The organism is Chitinophaga qingshengii, from assembly GCF_014529935.1.
In the GTDB taxonomy this organism is placed as follows: domain Bacteria; phylum Bacteroidota; class Bacteroidia; order Chitinophagales; family Chitinophagaceae; genus Chitinophaga; species Chitinophaga qingshengii.
The window spans coordinates 435,280-451,726 of sequence record NZ_JACVFC010000001.1 but is presented as its reverse complement, the minus strand read 5'-3'; the positions used below and the strand labels follow the sequence as shown (position 1 = coordinate 451,726).

The window sequence follows — 16,447 nt, the reverse complement described above, 5'->3', positions numbered from 1 at the left end:
CCATGTTTCAGCAATGAAACAATCGGAAATCACTCATTAAAATTCGCGTATGAAGAGCTGTAATTACCACCACCTGTTTCCGTACCTGTTGTTATACCTCCTGATTGCGCTACCTGGTCAACTGATGGCGCAAACTTCTCCTGTTAAAGGTACGGTCAGGGATGCGGTCTCTAAAACCCCGCTACCGGGTGTTACTATCACTGTAAAAGGTACCACACAAGGTGTTACCTCCGCTGCCAACGGAACTTATTCGCTGTCTGTACCTGCGGGTGCTACCCTCGTTTTTTCTTTTGTGGGATATGCCCGGCAGGAAATACCTGTCAGCGGCCGCTCCACGATCGATGTAGGACTGAGTGAAAGCTCCTCCAGTCTCAATGAAGTGGTGGTAACGGCATTAGGGATTGAACGTAAAACACGTTCCCTCGGCTATGCTACCCAACAACTGGGTACCGAAAGTATCAACGCGGTGAAAGATCCCAGTGCCAATATCATGAATACGCTCAACGGTAAAGTGGCCGGTGCGGTGGTCACACCCGCGGCTTCCGGTCCCGGTGGCGCTGTAAGGGTTGTCCTGCGTGGCAACCGCTCTATCAGCGGTAACAACAACGCCCTCATCGTGGTAGACGGCGTACCAATAGATAATACCATGAGCACCGAAACGGGTGGCAAAGGCTCGGCCAACGCGGTGTCTACACAGATAAAAAGCCCTGTCAGCGGTTACTCCGGCAGCGACGGTGCGGCCAGCATCAATCCGCAGGATGTAGAATCCATCAACGTGCTGAAAGGCCCTGCTGCTGCGGCACTCTATGGCAGCCGCGCCGCCAATGGCGCCCTTATCATCACCACCAAAAGCGGTAAAAGCGGAAAACCCGTTATCCATTACAATGGCGGTGTTTCGGTGGACCAGCCCAACCTGCTCATGAAATTCCAGAATACCTACGGCCGTGGTAACGGCGGCCAGTTCGGCGCCCGCTCCGGCGCCAGCTGGGGCGCGCCGGCAGAAACTTTCGCGGGGAACGTGCGCGGGTTCTTTAACACCGGTGCCGCTGTTAACAACGCGGTGGACGTTTCCGGGGGAACAGATAAAATAAAAGGATATGCCTCCTACGCCAACAACGCTATCAGCGGTATCTATCCTAAAAACACGCTGCAACGTAATACGCTCAACCTGCGTGTGAATGCGGAAGTGCTGCCACGCCTCACGACGGATGTGAAGCTGACCTATGTTAGCCAGGATATTAAAAATAAACCCCGCGTTGGCGACCAGGGCGTTGCCAACGAAGCTTATATCATGCCGCGTGACCTCAGCCCCGATTCGCTGAAAAAATACGAGGGCATCGATGCGAAGGGTAAACCGTATCCTATTTATTGGACCAACTCCTCCGTATTTCAAAACCCTTACTGGGACGTATACCGTAATAGTGTCAATGAATCCCGTAACCGCATTATGCTCATGGGACTCGTGAAATACCAGTTGCGTAACTGGCTCAGTGTACAGGGAAGATATAGCCTTGACCGTTATGATGATAAAATCACGACTTCCTATTATGATGGTACGGTGGCTTTCCCGGTACAGCCGGGCGGCCGTTACCTGGAGGGATATGTGAACCACTGGGAACGTAACATGGACCTGCTGTTGTCTGGTAACAATGCGCTCTCCAATAATTTCCACCTCAGTTATAATGTGGGCGGAAGCGTGCTGACCAGTAGGGGATACAACTCCCAGTCACTGGCCAATGGCCTGAGTATCCCCAACCAGTTTAATCTCAACTTCGCTGCGGCGCCCGCTTTGTCCAATACTACTGTCAGAAAGGAAATACAGTCTGTTTACGGTAATGCCCAGCTGGACTTTAAACAATACCTGTACCTGGACGTAAGTGCGCGTAATGACTGGTCTTCCACTTTGCCCAGTCCTTACAGCTATTTTTATCCTTCTGTGGGACTGTCGGCGGTGATATCTGATATGATCAAAATGCCTTCCTGGGTATCTTTCGGAAAGGTGCGCGCCTCCTATACACAGGTGGGTAACGATGCTGATCCCTACCTGTTGCTGCAAACCTACGACTACATGATGGGAGCCGGCCACGGTTTTGTATCCAGGAATGCAACCAAATCCATCCGGAACCTGAAACCGGAACAGACTAAGTCCTATGAAGCTGGCTTGGAAGCCCGCTTCTTCGATGGCCGTCTCGGGGTAGATGCAACGGTTTATAAAAACAATACCATCAATCAGTTGATTTATATCGGTCTGCCGCAGGCCAGTGGTTTCACCAACCAGTATATCAACGCCGGTAATATCGAAAACAAGGGCGTGGAGGTGATGTTAACTGGAACGCCTATACGTAAAAATAACTTCACCTGGAATACGACGTTGAACTATGCGACCAATAAAAACAAGGTGCTCTCGCTCGCGCCGGGAGTAGACCAGGCCGATCTGTCGCCTTCCACCGTTTTCGGCAGCCTGTTGATCAGGCCCGGCGGGTCTTACGGCGATATCTACGGATTTACCTGGAGTCGGGATGAAAAGACCGGCCAGCATATGATTAACGCCAATGGTTTGCCCGTAGTAACGCCCATACAGAAGCTGGGTAATTTTAACCCCGACTTCACGCTGGGATGGAGCAACCAGTTGCAGTACAAGGACCTGACGCTTTCTTTCCTGATAGACGGCAGGGTAGGCGGGGTCCTGGTATCCGGTACCGACGCCATTCTCGCTGCCTATGGCGTAGCAGATTATACCACCCGTTTCCGGGATGGGGGACTGGTGCTGCCGGGTATCCTGCCGGATGGTTCGCAAAACAATGTCGCCATTAAAGCCGAAGATCTCTGGACAACGGTATCACAGGGTGGCCGCAATGCTTACGGGGAGTTTTTTACCTATAGCGCCACCAACTTCAGGTTGCGGGAATTATCACTGGCTTACGATTTCAAACTGAGTAATAAAGTGCTGAAATCAGCCAGGGTAGCGCTTACTGGCCGTAACCTCTTTTTCCTGTACAGGGGTAAATCCCTGCTGGATATTCCCGGCATAGGCAAACGCAAACTGCCGGTCGATCCGGAAATGGCGAATGGCGCCAGCAATTTCCAGGGGATAGAAGCTGGTCTGTTGCCCGCCGTACGCAGCTTTGGACTGAATGTGAACCTATCTTTTTAGCCGCTAAAAACCAACTGCCATGAAAAAACAATTCAGATATATACTTCCGCTGGTAATGGCTGCTGCACTGAATGGCTGCACCAAAAACTTTGATGACCTGAACACCAATCCCGGCGCTATTACTGACGCCGGCCTGCGGGAAATGCCGTTTATGTTTTCCAAAGCCCAGTCAGCTGCCACCATTAACCAGGGATATTACCAGACTACACAAAATTTATACGCCGATCTCTATGCGCAATACTTTGCCCTGAATACGACCAGTTTTCAGACCGACCGTTACCAGATCAACGACGCCTGGCTGCCGCGTCCGGGTATCGTGACGTATGTGCAGACGGTCCCGCAGCTGTATACCATTTTTGAAAACACGCAGCCTGCTTCCGGCGAATATGCGCTGGCAGAGATTATGTGGGTATATGCGTTTCATCATATGACCGATTACTTTGGCCCTGTACCTTATTTCAACGCCGGTAAAGCACAGGATGTAATCCCTTATGATGCCCAGGATAAGATCTATGACGACTTTTTCAAGCGGCTGGACCATGCCGTGAAAGCCTTGCAGCAGGCGGGTGTTACCAATGTATTTGGTACCTATGACCTGATGTATGGCGGCGATGTGCAGCAATGGGTCCGTTTCGCCAATACCCTGCGTTTAAGGCTGGCGTTGCGGGTTTCCCGTATCACGCCCGACCGGGCTAAGCAGGAGGCTGAAGCCGCAGTGGCTGCCGGTGTGATGACGGATGTAACCCATACCGCTAAAATAGCCCGTTCCCTCGATGGTACCGATGGTAACGGACTGGCCAGGATTGCTTCCTATAACGAGTTTAGCATGAGCTCCACCATGCTCTCTTATCTGAAAGGATACGATGATCCCCGGATGAAAAAAATGTATCAGCCGGCAGTGGGTAATGGTACCTTCCGGGGTCTGCGTAATGGTTCACCGGCCGTGGCGCTCAACAACCCGCTGAATCAGGGAGTGCAAACTTCCAATGTAGGCACCTACTGGGTTACCTGGAACGGCACCTCCTGGCAGCCGGAGCTGAAGGCTTCGCAGACAGTGTTTAACGCCGCGGAAGCTTACTTCCTGCGGGCGGAAGGCGCTCTCAATGGCTGGAACATGGGCGGCACCGCACAGGCTTTGTATGAAAAAGGTATTGAGGTCAGCATGCAACAATGGGGCGTGACAGATGCGGCTGTCATCAATGCCTACACGCAATCTGCCGCCGTGCCGGTGGCGCCCGGCGACGTAGCCAATTCACCTGCGGTAGCGGATATTCCCGTGAAATTCGGGACTGCTGCCAACGTACAAAGGCAACAGATCGGTACCCAGAAATGGCTGGCCATTTACCCCGATGGGCTGGAAGGCTGGGCGGAGTTCCGCCGCAGCGGTTATCCGAAAATGTACCCGGTGCTGCAATCCGAAAACGCGGACCTGCCTGCCGGCACTTTTATCAAACGTTTACCGTACCCCTCTTCAGAAGCTACTACCAATGCAGCTGAACTGAAAAAAGGCGTACAGCTGCTGGGAGGGCCCGACAATGCGGCTACCCGTTTGTGGTGGGATGTTGAATAACTTATTGATTAGATAAACGCATTGGATGTTGAACACGATAGCGCCATTTTTCATGATCATGTCTTCGCTTTTCCTGGCCTTAGGGCAACCTTTGCCTAAAGTACTTCCTGCTGACCGGGAAGACATTGCCAGCCGGCAGCTGAAGCTGGAGGCTGCAGCTGCTTTCCAGCGGCACCAGCTTCCGCAAACATCGGAAGGATGGAGCGCCTGGCGCCAGGAGCTGCGCGACCGGATTGCCAGGGAAACAGGCCTCCAGGAAGATCATGCTTTACCGCTGGATATAAAGGAAACCGGGCGCACCCAACAACAAGGATACAGCATCCGTAATATCTCATTCCAGACCCGTCCCGGCGTATACGCTACCGCCAATCTGTATATGCCGGATGGTCCGGGCCCTTTCCCGGCAGTGATCAATATGCACGGTCACTGGCCCGGCGGCCGTATGGGCGATATGGTACAGGCCACCGCTCAGGAACTGGCCAGCCACGGCTACATCTGCCTGAATATTGATGCCTGGGGCGCCGGGGAAAGAACCACCACCCCCGGCGTAGCGGAATACCACGGCGCCAACCTGGGGGCCTCCCTCATGAATGCCGGTACTACCCTGATGGGTATGCAACTGACGGATAATATCCGTGGTGTGGACCTGCTTTGCAGTCTGCCGCAGACCGATAAAAAACGTATAGGCGCTACCGGCGCCAGCGGCGGCGGTAACCAAACCATGTGGCTAACGGCCATGGATGAACGCATTAAAGCCGCGATGCCGGTGGTGAGCGTAGGCACCTTTGAAGCGTATATCCTCAACAGTAACTGTGTATGTGAGCTGTTGCCTTCCGGCCTTACCTTCACCGAAGAAGCGGGTATCCTCGCTATGGCGGCGCCCCGGGCATTGAAAATATGCAGCGCGGAAAAGGATGCGAGTAAATCATTTTTCCCCTCTGAAATGTTACGCAGCTACCGGGCCGCCATGCCGTTGTTTCAGCAGCTGAAAGCGGGGAATAAACTGCAATACCAACTTTTTGATACCACACACGGCTACTGGCCTGAGATGCGCAGCGCCTTGCTGGGATGGTTTGACCTGCACCTGAAAGGTACCGGTAACGGCGCCGCGGTGCCACTGCCTGCTACAACGCTTTTGCCGGCACGGCAGCTGCTGACATTTCCCACGCTGCAGCGCGATAGCAACGTACTCAGTACGGCTGCCTGGTGCCGGCAGGCGGGCAGTGAATGGCGTGCCAGTCTGCTGGCCCACGAGCGACTGGATACCAAAGAAAAAAAGGCTGCTTTAAAATCCATCCTGAAAGCAGAACAGCCGCTGCAACTGAAAAAGATCTATCCGTTTACACCGGAACAGGGTTGGGACCGCCTGGCGCTGGAAACCACCGACGGCGAAATGCTGCCCCTGTTGCACCGTAAACCCCGTAAACGGGAAAACGGGTATGTTATTCTTACCCATAGCGGCGGCAAAGACAGTATCCCCACTGACCGGGTAGATGAGTTGCTGGCACAAGGCTATGGCGTAGTGCTGGCGGACCTTTGGGGAACGGGGGAACAAAGCTCCGAAACTGCCAATAAAACCGACGGGAGTCTGCCCCGCTTCCATACACTGGCCCGCAGCGCTCTTTGGCTGGGGCATACTATACAGGGTAAGTGGGTAAATGACCTGCGTTTGCTGGCGGGATTCCTCCGGAGCCATTACGGCGTAAAGCGGGTGACCCTGGAAGGGTACCGCGAAACCGGTATGGCGGGCCTTTTCCTGGCTGCTATTGATAATGGTATCAGTAAAGTGGTGTTGCACAATAGTCCCATTAGTTACCAGTTTGCCGGCCGTACCGGCGTGGACTACTTCAACATGGCCATTCATGTGCCGGGGTTTTTGCCCTGGGGAGATGTGTCCCTGGTGGCGGGCCTCACGGGGCGGGAAGTGGAGCTGATCGCACCGGTAGACATGTCGGGGAACCCGATTGCCGGTCTGCCGCTGAAATTTTACAGAGATGAATTCCAGGAAATGCGCAAACGTTGCCGTCAACGCGGCCAGCTGATCGTGCGCACCGGGAATACGAACGATATCCCCTAAACGAAGAAAAACAATATGCATATGAAAAATAACCGCAGGGATTTTCTCAAACTGGCTGGCCTCGCCGGCATCGGTCTCACCGGCAGTGCTGTTATACCGGGTATCGGGCAGGCGCATGCCGCCGGATTGCCGGACAACCTGCTGCAACAGGCGCAACAAGTCAGGAAACAACGGTTTAACATGTGTGGCTACGCTGCACCCAAAATAGATACGGTTCGCATTGGTTATGTAGGTCTCGGTAACAGGGGAGGAGCGGCGGTAGAACGTATCACCTGGTTGCAGGGCATTGAAATAAAAGCCCTCTGTGACATCCGCCCGCAACAAATCGAAGCTGCCAAAAAACGGATCGCCAACAGCGGTTATCACCCCCACGAATACACGGGTTCTGCCGACGCCTGGAAAAAGATGTGCGAACGGGATGATATCGACCTGATCTATATCGCTACGCCCTGGGAGTTGCATACACCTATTGCAGTATATGCAATGGAACATGGTAAACATGTAGCCACGGAAATACCGGCTGCCACTTCGCTGGAAGACTGCTGGCGGCTGGTGGAAACATCCGAACGCACCCGCAAGCACTGTGTGATGCTGGAAAACTGCTGTTACGATTTCTTTGAACTGCTGACGCTGAACATGGCCCGGCAGGGCTTCTTCGGGGAGATTGTACATTGTGAGGGCGCTTACCTGCACGATATTTTCGAAAGTATGTTCGACCGCACAAAACGATACGACAACTGGCGGCTGCGCGAAAATGCCCGGTATAACGGTAACCTCTATCCCACGCATGGACTGGGGCCGGTATGCCAGGTGCTCAATATCAACCGCGGCGACAGCATGGAATACCTGGTGTCCGTTTCCTCCAACGATTTTATGATGCATCCCTATGCCGTATCACTGGCGGAAAAGGATAATTTCTACAAACAATTTTCCGGCGCACATTTCCGGGGTAACATGAACGTATCTACGATTCGCACGAGGAAAGGCAAAACGATTATGGTACAGCATGATGTCACCTCGCCGCGGCCGTACTCCCGCATCCACCTGGTGAGCGGCACTAAAGCTACTGCCCAGAAATATCCGTTGCCACCGCGTATCGCCACCAGTCACGAAGGATGGCTGAGCGATGAGGAATTCAAAAAACTGGAAGAGCAGTACATGCCGCCTATTGTGCGCAAAGTGGGAGAGATGGCTAAACAGGTAGGCGGCCACGGTGGTATGGACTTTATGATGGATTGGCGCCTGATTGATTGTCTGCGTAACGGTTTGCCAATGGACATGGACGTATACGACGCTGCCAGCTGGAGCTCCATTTTCCCGCTCAGTGGCTGGTCTGTCGCCCATCGTTCCAATTCCATCGATGTCCCCGATTTTACGGGTGGTTCCTGGAAAAAGAACCAACCGGTAGACATCTCCCTGGAAAAGGGCGGTACCACCGGGGTCGTCAATAAAAGGTGATCATCTCCCCAATAAATAAACAAATAAAAAAATAAGCAAATAATGAAAATCATCCGATCAAACAACCCACAGGAATTAGGGGCAACAGCCGGCCAGGATGCAGCCGCGCTGATCAATCAGGCTATCCGTGAGAAAGGACAGGCCAACGTTATTCTGGCTACCGGTACCAGTCAGTTTGAAACCCTTCAGGAATTGATAACCGCCAATATCGACTGGAGCAAAGTAGTGATGTTTCACCTCGATGAATATATCGGGTTGCCGGTAACTCATCCGGCCAGTTTCCGGAAATACCTGAAAGAGCGTTTCCTGGAAAAGGTAGGCCCGCTGAAAGCCGCCTACCTGATTGACGGGGAAACAGACCCCACCGCAGAAATTGCCCGCCTCTCCGGATTGATACAAACACATCCGATAGATGTAGCGTTGGTGGGTGTCGGCGAAAATGGCCATCTGGCATTCAACGATCCTCCGGCAGATTTCACCACAACAGCCCCTTACCTGGTGGTCAACCTGGACCTTGCCTGCCGGCAGCAGCAGGCCAACGAAGGATGGTTTGCTACTGCGGATGACGTGCCGGCGCAGGCTATCAGCATGTCGGTACACCAGATTATGTTGTCTAAATACATCATCTGTTCTGTACCGGGGGAAAGAAAGGCTACCGCCGTAAAAAACAGTCTGGAGCAACCGGTCAGCAACCTGTTCCCGGCCAGCATTTTGCAACAACACGCACATTGTACTTTTTATCTCGATACAGCAGCAGCGGCATTATTGGCATAAGGCAGGTTTTAGTGGTTAATGGCAGCGGGCAACGTATGGTTAATGGCCTGCTGCCTTTTTTTCCTGCTGTTGAATATACTCCCATAACAGCGGGAAAATCCTCGTTTCAAAATATTGTTCCTGGCGGATCGCCGTGGCGTCATTTACCGCCTGATGCACCGCTACTACTGTTTTTTGCCGCGGGAGAATGACGAGGTATTGGCCGCCCCATCCCATGCCGTAGGTAACCGGTTGCCCCTGGTACTGTACATGATACCAGCACAGGGCGTATCGGGAGCCGGTAAAACCCCAGTTGGTGGCCCGCGTCAGCGAGGGTTGCAATATGCTGCGTACCCATTTTTCTGATACGATTGTTTTCCCCTGGTACCATCCCTGTTGCAACAGCAGGGTGCCGATTTTATTCATCGCCGTGGTGGACAGGTAAACGCTGCGCAGTCCTGCGCCATCATCATATCCATCGTTCATCTTTTTCCAGTCCCATTGTTGGATGTCCAGCGGACCGAACAGGAAGAGCCGGGCAAATGCCGCCGTGGGCATGCCCGAGGCTTTGGTAAGAATAACGGACAGCAGGTGAGTGGCGGCGTTATTATAGTGGAACACTTCGCCCGGCTTGCTTAGCAGGGGTTGTTCCACCACATATTGTGAAGGGTTTGGGAGAGACAAATACGTGCCCAGCCCACCTTCCAGGTTCTCGTGCCATAAGCCCGACGCCTGGTCCATGATCTGGTGCAGGGTAATATGCTGTTTGCGGGGATCAGGGTCCTGTGCCAGTTGAGGGAACCAGGTAACCAGCTCCTGGTCCACCGATTTGATATAGCCCTTGTCGATAGCTATGCCTATCAGGACAGACAGGATACTTTTGGTGAGAGACTGGCTGTTTTGCAGCGTGTCGGCACGCTGGCCGTTATAGGTGTGGTTCAGGATGGTGCGGCCATCCACAGACACTACCAGTTGATGCAGCCAGGGGTTTTGTGTAAGTACCGCTGCGGTGTCCGGGAGCGACTGTCCGGTACAGGACAGCGTAATGATGAAAGCTGGCAGGAGCAGCAAGATTTTCCAACGCATAACAAATAGTTAGTGCCATGAATGTACAGTAATTTACTTTTCTGGTAACAAAATTGAGGAACAGGGGTATTCTTCATCCTTTAAACATCATATTATGCTTAAACATGCAGGGGCCTTTAGCAGCTTTTCCGTCAATGATATACAGCAGGCCAAAACGTTTTATGAGGACAGTGTAGGATTGAAAGTCAATGAAACGCCGGAGGGGCTGGAACTAAAGGTCGACGGCGGACCCAGCGTTTTTTTATATGGTAAACCGAACCATACGCCCGCCACGTTTACCGTGCTTAATTTTATTGTAGACAATGTGGACGAAGCTGTGGAGCAGCTTACCCGGAAGGGTGTCCGGTTTCAGCATTACACGGGTGAAATTGCTACCGATGAGAAGGGAATTTTCAGGGATCAGGAGCGGGGGATGTCCATTGCCTGGTTTGCTGATCCGGCTGGTAATATTCTGTCTGTCTTACAGGAAAAAAAATAATCATTTAGCTATTTGGTTATTTTCAATTTTCAAAATAACCAAATAGCTAAATAACAATTTATCTGCGGATTTCTGCAAAGTAAGTCACTTCTCCTTCCGGTGTTACCCTTAGTACGATGGGTTTATTTTGATTGTCCCTTAATTCCACGAAGTAATTGTCTTCATCTTCAAACTCTTCACCATAGATAATCATGTTGGTTTGGTTAAACTCGTTATCGTCAAAAAAGATAACGGCAGCATCGCCATAATTGTTATAGTGTTTTTCTATGTTCCGTTGTGCTGCAGGGGGCAGATCGCTGAACTTAGCCGGAGTGGTGGTACCGACGAGATTGGCCTGATCGTCGTAAAAAGCGGTAGTAGGTTTACCATCTTTGTCGATAAAGGATGCCTGGTCAAAATAGGCAGTCCGTTGCCATGTTACATCCGGGATATTGCCAAAGTCGCGTACAAAGTGCAAGGTAGACTCATAGCTGACATCTTTACCTTTCAGGGCACGCAGGGATTTTTTTTCAGCGTGTTTTTCCTTTCGGATTTCTCTTTTGTCAGCACGCGCCATCAGCGGGTCCTGGGCATACACTGCGGAGATCGCGATGAGCATGGGCAATGCCATGAGAACAACTAATCGTTTCATGTTGTATGGTTTGTAGGATCAACAATAGTTTCATGACCGGTAATAGGTTGCCCAAAGCGACGTATTACCATAATGCTAACAATGGCTTTTGATGATTGTTCTTGCCGGTATGCTAAAGAAAACTTAATTATGGAGCAGCCGGGAGCTGGTCAAACAGGTAATAAAGAGGGGCTTCTTCCAATACCTTCCGGTGGGCCACTGTACCGCTTTTACGGCTCCATTTGATGAGCCGGACAAAGCCGTCGGCCACTTCAATGCCGGTAATGTCCCCATCGCTGAAGCAGCAGCAGCCGGTATTAAAATAGGTAGGGTACGCCATGGTTTTAACGAGTTGTTTACCGGCATATTCCTCCTGTCGCTGTTGTAGTTCCTTTTGCAGTGCAGTTATGGCCGTGGTATCATTTTCTGCCGTAGCCCGTTCCAGTTGTTTGGTAAGGCGGTCAATATGGTCCAGGGAAGCAAACACTGGTTTATGCGTATGTCCGGAAATAAACAGGGTACGGGGATTTTGTACACTCCATTCGTACATGATGATATTATGGGCATCAATCAGATCGAAGGATTCGGAGAGGGTATCCGGGTGTATGTCCAGCCATCGTTGTACCGGTGTCCATATCGCCGCTACGAACCATTTGCTGAAAGTATTGCCATCACTGCGTTTATCGCCCTGGTGCCCATGCGCCAGGAAAATACGATAGGCGTTGCCGTTATATTGTGTTTGTAGTGCGAGCCCTTCGTATACCCGTAGTTTTTTACCGAACAGCGGTCGCAGGAACTGCCGCCGGGGTACCAGGTAATGCCATTCCAGGTCATGATTACCAAAGATGCGGAAGTAACGTTTGCGTTGCAGGAAACGGGCTTCGGCCTGCAAAGGATCTGCATTATACTGCATCACACGGGCAGGCGTATTTTCCCATAGCTCTTCACAGTCGCCCAGGTTAATCAACGTATAACCGTGATCGTAATAGTACTGCAGCGCCCCGGCGTAGGTATCTGCCGCATCCCGGAAATCGTCGGCCGCGTCGCGGCAACCTTTATGCTGATCGGAGAAAATAATGAAACGGCCTTGCTGAAGGTCAAAAGGAACTACCAGGCCGGTATCCTTTTTCCCCTTCAGGATGCGGTTGTACAGCTGCGTCAGCGATTTAAATACGGCTTTTTTATCCGGGCGCGACGACAGCCGGTCAGACATCCGGACGATGAGCCGGGCCAGTATTTTTTTGAATGGATTTGGCAACGGGTTTAGATTAGCTCAGGAAACAAGATAATGGAAATTTTTTGTGATCCGATGGTTTGAAGAGGCGGGGATTTCAGCTATGCCAGGAAATCTGGTAATACAGGTGTTCGTGAAATGGATGAAACCATGGCATCCGTGAAATGCATGAAACCCGCGAAACCCAGGGCTTCAGCCCCTGGTTCCCTGGAGGAGCAAACACCCTACACCCCCTGGCACCGGTAACCAGGTATCAAAGCACTTTTTTCAACGCATCAAAAAACGCCTGTTGTTGTTCAAACATCGGAAAGTGGCCGGAGCCTTGTATCCAGGATAATTTTGCTGACGGGTGCACCTGTTGCAGCTCGTAGGTATAAAATGACAGCGCGTCCTGGGCGCCGCTGATCACATACATAGGACCTTTATAGCGGGGCAACGTTTTACTCAGATCGTAGTGGATGCGGTTCAGGTCCTGGATCATGAGGCCCTGCATTTTGGTATTGGAGGGCGCCACGTCTATCTTTTTCAGGATACTGTCGATCATGGTTTTGTCATAGATATACGACATGCGTATGATGCGGTTGTACTCCGCCGAATCCGCTGCGGTACCTAGTTTAGCGGTGATTTTTTTCTCCAGCGAGTCGTAGCGGCCAATTTCGTGGACCCCCATCCTTACCCGCAGGTTATTGATGTGGGTAGTAAAGAAAACCGGGTCAAATTTGTAATAACCCGGGCAGGCCAGCACCAGTTTTTTAACCCGCTGCGGATAGGTGACAGCGAAGTTCATGGCCAGCATGGCGCCCCAGGAGTGGCCGTAGATCACGACTTGCTGAAGATGGAGATGCTCCATCAGCAGGCGGATGTCATCCACGGCAGCTTTGAGGTTGATGGTAGTAGAGTCCATGGGAACGGGGATGGACAAGCCGGTACCTCTTTGTTCCAGCAATATGGCCTGGTGTGTTTTGCCCAGTTCGGTAGCGACTTCAGCCTGTTGCAGGCAGGAGTTGCCGGGGCCGCCGGATAAAACGATAATGGGTTCGCCTTTACCATAGCGGTGGTAGTACAGATGCCCCCAGGGCGTACGGATGGAATCGGTAGACTGTGCGGGGCATAGCTGGGTAGCAGACAGGAGTAAAGTCAGCAGGATAGAAAAATTTCTCATAAGAACAATTTCGGGTAAAATCTTCCCGAATTTATATTATTTTCCGGGAGAAAGTTTTTTCCGCGTTACTGATCTTATTAATTATTCTGCTATGGCTATTCTCCACACCTTGTACCAGGAACTGGTCTCTTTTCTGGGCATCGGAAACCTCCTGGAACTGTACCGTACCGGCAATTATTCCTCGTTGCTCACGCTCAAGGGTATTCTCTCTGTTATATCGCCGGTGATACCTTTTTTGTTGCTGATAGAAGTAACCCGTGCCCTGATATACAAACGCTTTAAGATAGAAGACTATAAAATTCCTTTTCTGATTTTTGTGCTCAATCGATTTATCTCCCGTTTTATTTCCATTGCGGCGATTGCTTTTTGTATCGGGTTGTTTGAGAAGATAGCGCCTTTTCAGACTTCGTTTACCTGGTACTGGTTTATCTATGGTTATATCGTATGGGAGTTCGCTCATTTTATTTATCATTACCTGGGACATAAGGTGCGTATTTTCTGGTGTCTGCATTCCACGCATCATGCGCCGGTGGCCATGAACCTGTCTGTCACCTATGCGCATTTTTTCCTGGAGGCGCCTTATGCGGACGTGATCCGTACTTCTATTTGTATACTGGCGGGAGTGAACCCGCCGATGTTGTTCCTGATCATGTTTATAGATGGCACCTGGGGCGCCTTTATCCATGTGGGAGAGAATATACTGCCCGATGGCAGAATGGGTTTCCTCCACCGGTTGATCCTGACGCCGTCCTATCACCGGGTACACCACGCCAAAAACGTAGAGTACATGGACACGAACTTCTGTAACCTGCTTAATATATGGGATAAGGTATTCGGCACTTTTCAACCGGAAAAAAAGGAAGTGAAAATAGTGTATGGCATTACCCGGGAGATGAATCCGGATAACCTGTGGGATGTTTATTTCGGGGAACTCTATTGCCTGTGGAAAGATATCCGCAAGGCGCCGGGAATTGTCAACAAACTGCTATATATCGTGATGCCTCCGGGATGGAGCCATACCGGAGACCATAAAACTGCTAAGGCCGTCAAAAAAGCCTATGACATGGAAATAACAGTTACCCAGGGCTGAGAAGCCCTGGGTAAAGCTCTTTCAGGCAAAGAACTGTTCTGAAATGATTTTACCATCCTTTACCACGTATACGCAGATTTCTTCAAACGTACTACGGTCCCTGCCTTTAAATTTTGCATCCATTTTCAGCGTAAAGGCGATAGCGTTACCAGCGATGAGGGGAGCAGAGATGGTAGTGCCATAGGAGGCTTCTATAGAATCGGTAAACTGTTGTCCCTTGCGGAGGATATTTTGAAGCCCTTTGGTTTCTTTTTCATAACCACCCATGGCTTCGGGTTCTATGCTGATAGCATCTTCCGCATATAGCTCTTTCTGGGCGGCCTCATAGTTTTCTTTTTCGCAGTGAGCGACAAGCCGCTGCGCAATTTCCTGGATTGTCATAAATGATATGGTTTTAAATGAGTTTTAAAAGACAACAAATTTCGGACCCGGAAGCCCTACCTACCCTGATAATATTAGTTTTTATCATGTAAAAAAAGTACCTTCAGTCTGATGAGCCGTTAAACCGGCAGGGTTTTTTATTACATACCGTGAAGGACACATGTCATCCGCGCTACAACCGGATGGATGGTGCTGGTCAAACGCTATAATACCTATTTGCCTTTTATCAAACATTTAAATTCGGACATTGAACCAGACGAACACTATTATTAAGGGATCAGGCAGTTTCATCCCCACAGTAGCTAAACTGAACCGGGATTTTGTTTCCAATCGTTTTTATGATGCCCACCAGGCGCCCATTAATACCCCCGGCGAAGAGATCGTAGACAAATTCCAGCAAATTACCGGTATCTGTGAGCGCCGTTATGTGACCAATGAGCAGCATACGTCTGAAATTGCGGCCTGGGCCGGACAAAAAGCCCTGGAGGATGCCCGGATAGACCCTGAAACGATAGACCAGCTTATTGTAGCGCATAATTTTGGCGATGTACAGCAAGGTTCCGTACAGTCGGGCGCAGTGCCTTCCCTGGCGGCCCGTGTAAAACATATACTGGGCATCCAAAATCCCAACTGCGTGGCCTATGATATCCTCTTTGGGTGTCCGGGTTGGTTGCAGGGCGTTATCCAGGCCGATGCCTTTATACGTGCCGGCGTAGCCAAACGTTGCCTCGTAATAGGGGCAGAAGTGTTAAGCCGTGTATTGGATTGCCACGACCGTGACAGCATGATTTTCAGTGACGGCGCCGGCGCTATGGTGCTGGAGGCTGCCCCGGGTACGCCTGACGGTCCCGGTATTCTGGCTACCGCCGCACAAACTTTCGCTATCCAGGAACTCAATTATATCAACACCGGGGTTTCCAATGCACCGGAAGACCACAGCGGTATCAAATACGTTAAAATGCAGGGCCGCCGGGTATACGAGTTTGCCCTCAAACATGTACCGGAAGCTATTAAAGCCTGTATCGACGCTACCGGCGTGCCTATCTCCGATATCAGGAAAATATTTATTCATCAGGCTAATGAAAAACTGGATGAAGCCATTATTAAGGCTTTGTATAAATTATACGATCTCACGCCGGATTTATCGCACGTGATGCCGATGAACATACACGAACTGGGTAACAGTTCGGTGGCTACTATTCCCACCTTGTTTGATATGGTGTCGAAAGGCGATCTGCCGGAACATACGCTGCATGCCGGCGATGTGATTGTATTTGCCTCTGTCGGCGCCGGTATGAACATCAACGCCGTTTGTTACCGGATGTAACCTGTTCATCTGATATGGTCTAAAAAGAAAAAACTGTATCTGTTTTCGTGGTGGGATTTGTTGCACA

General features: G+C 51.0%; 13 protein-coding genes. 8 read left to right on the top strand and 5 right to left on the bottom strand.

Features of this window, described 5'->3' with window-relative positions; all coding sequences use genetic code 11:
* Nucleotides 1-49 precede the first annotated feature (49 nt).
* Genes ICL07_RS01710 through ICL07_RS01690 form a run of 5 tightly spaced genes read left to right on the top strand, consistent with a single transcriptional unit; the run spans nt 50 to nt 9,033 of the window.
* Nucleotides 50-3,154: a SusC/RagA family TonB-linked outer membrane protein gene (locus ICL07_RS01710; protein ID WP_188086220.1), complete on the top strand. Its 3,105-nt coding sequence runs from the start codon at nt 50-52 to the stop codon at nt 3,152-3,154.
* A gap of 19 nt (nt 3,155-3,173) precedes the next feature.
* Nucleotides 3,174-4,724: a SusD/RagB family nutrient-binding outer membrane lipoprotein gene (locus tag ICL07_RS01705; RefSeq protein WP_188086219.1), complete on the top strand. Its 1,551-nt coding sequence runs from the start codon at nt 3,174-3,176 to the stop codon at nt 4,722-4,724.
* A gap of 25 nt (nt 4,725-4,749) precedes the next feature.
* Nucleotides 4,750-6,801: an alpha/beta hydrolase gene (locus ICL07_RS01700; RefSeq protein WP_188086218.1), complete on the top strand. Its 2,052-nt coding sequence runs from the start codon at nt 4,750-4,752 to the stop codon at nt 6,799-6,801.
* Between the two features lie 21 nt (nt 6,802-6,822).
* Nucleotides 6,823-8,259 carry a Gfo/Idh/MocA family protein gene (locus ICL07_RS01695; protein ID WP_188086217.1) on the top strand — a complete coding sequence of 479 codons (1,437 nt, stop codon included), beginning with the start codon at nt 6,823-6,825 and terminating at the stop codon, nt 8,257-8,259.
* 42 nt (nt 8,260-8,301) lie between these two features.
* A complete protein-coding gene (locus tag ICL07_RS01690) occupies nt 8,302-9,033 on the top strand; it encodes a glucosamine-6-phosphate deaminase (RefSeq protein WP_188086216.1) in 732 nt (243 codons plus the stop codon).
* A gap of 39 nt (nt 9,034-9,072) precedes the next feature.
* On the opposite strand, the gene ICL07_RS01685 is transcribed toward ICL07_RS01690, so the two are convergent.
* Nucleotides 9,073-10,098, bottom strand: coding sequence for a serine hydrolase domain-containing protein (locus ICL07_RS01685; protein WP_188086215.1), 1,026 nt, complete (start codon nt 10,096-10,098; stop codon nt 9,073-9,075).
* Nucleotides 10,099-10,192: 94 nt separating this feature from the next.
* Here ICL07_RS01685 and ICL07_RS01680 point away from each other — a divergent pair, with 94 nt between their 5' ends.
* Entirely contained in the window at nt 10,193-10,576 is a 384-nt protein-coding gene (locus ICL07_RS01680) for a VOC family protein (RefSeq protein ID WP_188086214.1), read from the top strand.
* Nucleotides 10,577-10,634: 58 nt separating this feature from the next.
* Here ICL07_RS01680 and ICL07_RS01675 read toward each other — a convergent pair whose 3' ends face one another.
* The 3 genes from ICL07_RS01675 to ICL07_RS01665 form a co-directional block, all read right to left on the bottom strand.
* Nucleotides 10,635-11,207, bottom strand: a complete 573-nt coding sequence (locus tag ICL07_RS01675) for a hypothetical protein (protein WP_188086213.1) — start codon at nt 11,205-11,207, stop codon at nt 10,635-10,637.
* Between the two features lie 127 nt (nt 11,208-11,334).
* Entirely contained in the window at nt 11,335-12,444 is a 1,110-nt protein-coding gene (locus ICL07_RS01670) for a metallophosphoesterase (protein WP_246484956.1), read from the bottom strand.
* Nucleotides 12,445-12,673: 229 nt separating this feature from the next.
* Nucleotides 12,674-13,582 (bottom strand): alpha/beta fold hydrolase, encoded by a 909-nt coding sequence (locus tag ICL07_RS01665; protein WP_188086212.1) that lies wholly within the window; start codon nt 13,580-13,582, stop codon nt 12,674-12,676.
* A gap of 91 nt (nt 13,583-13,673) precedes the next feature.
* Here ICL07_RS01665 and ICL07_RS01660 point away from each other — a divergent pair, with 91 nt between their 5' ends.
* Nucleotides 13,674-14,672 (top strand): sterol desaturase family protein, encoded by a 999-nt coding sequence (locus tag ICL07_RS01660; protein ID WP_188086211.1) that lies wholly within the window; start codon nt 13,674-13,676, stop codon nt 14,670-14,672.
* A 21-nt stretch (nt 14,673-14,693) separates the two neighbouring features.
* Here the strand turns inward: ICL07_RS01660 and ICL07_RS01655 are convergent, their stop codons facing one another.
* A complete protein-coding gene (locus tag ICL07_RS01655; protein WP_188086210.1) occupies nt 14,694-15,053 on the bottom strand; it encodes a SnoaL-like domain-containing protein in 360 nt (119 codons plus the stop codon).
* Between the two features lie 247 nt (nt 15,054-15,300).
* On the opposite strand from ICL07_RS01655, the gene ICL07_RS01650 reads away from it, so the two are divergent.
* Nucleotides 15,301-16,380, top strand: a complete 1,080-nt coding sequence (locus tag ICL07_RS01650; RefSeq protein WP_188086209.1) for a 3-oxoacyl-ACP synthase III family protein — start codon at nt 15,301-15,303, stop codon at nt 16,378-16,380.
* Nucleotides 16,381-16,447 lie beyond the last annotated feature (67 nt).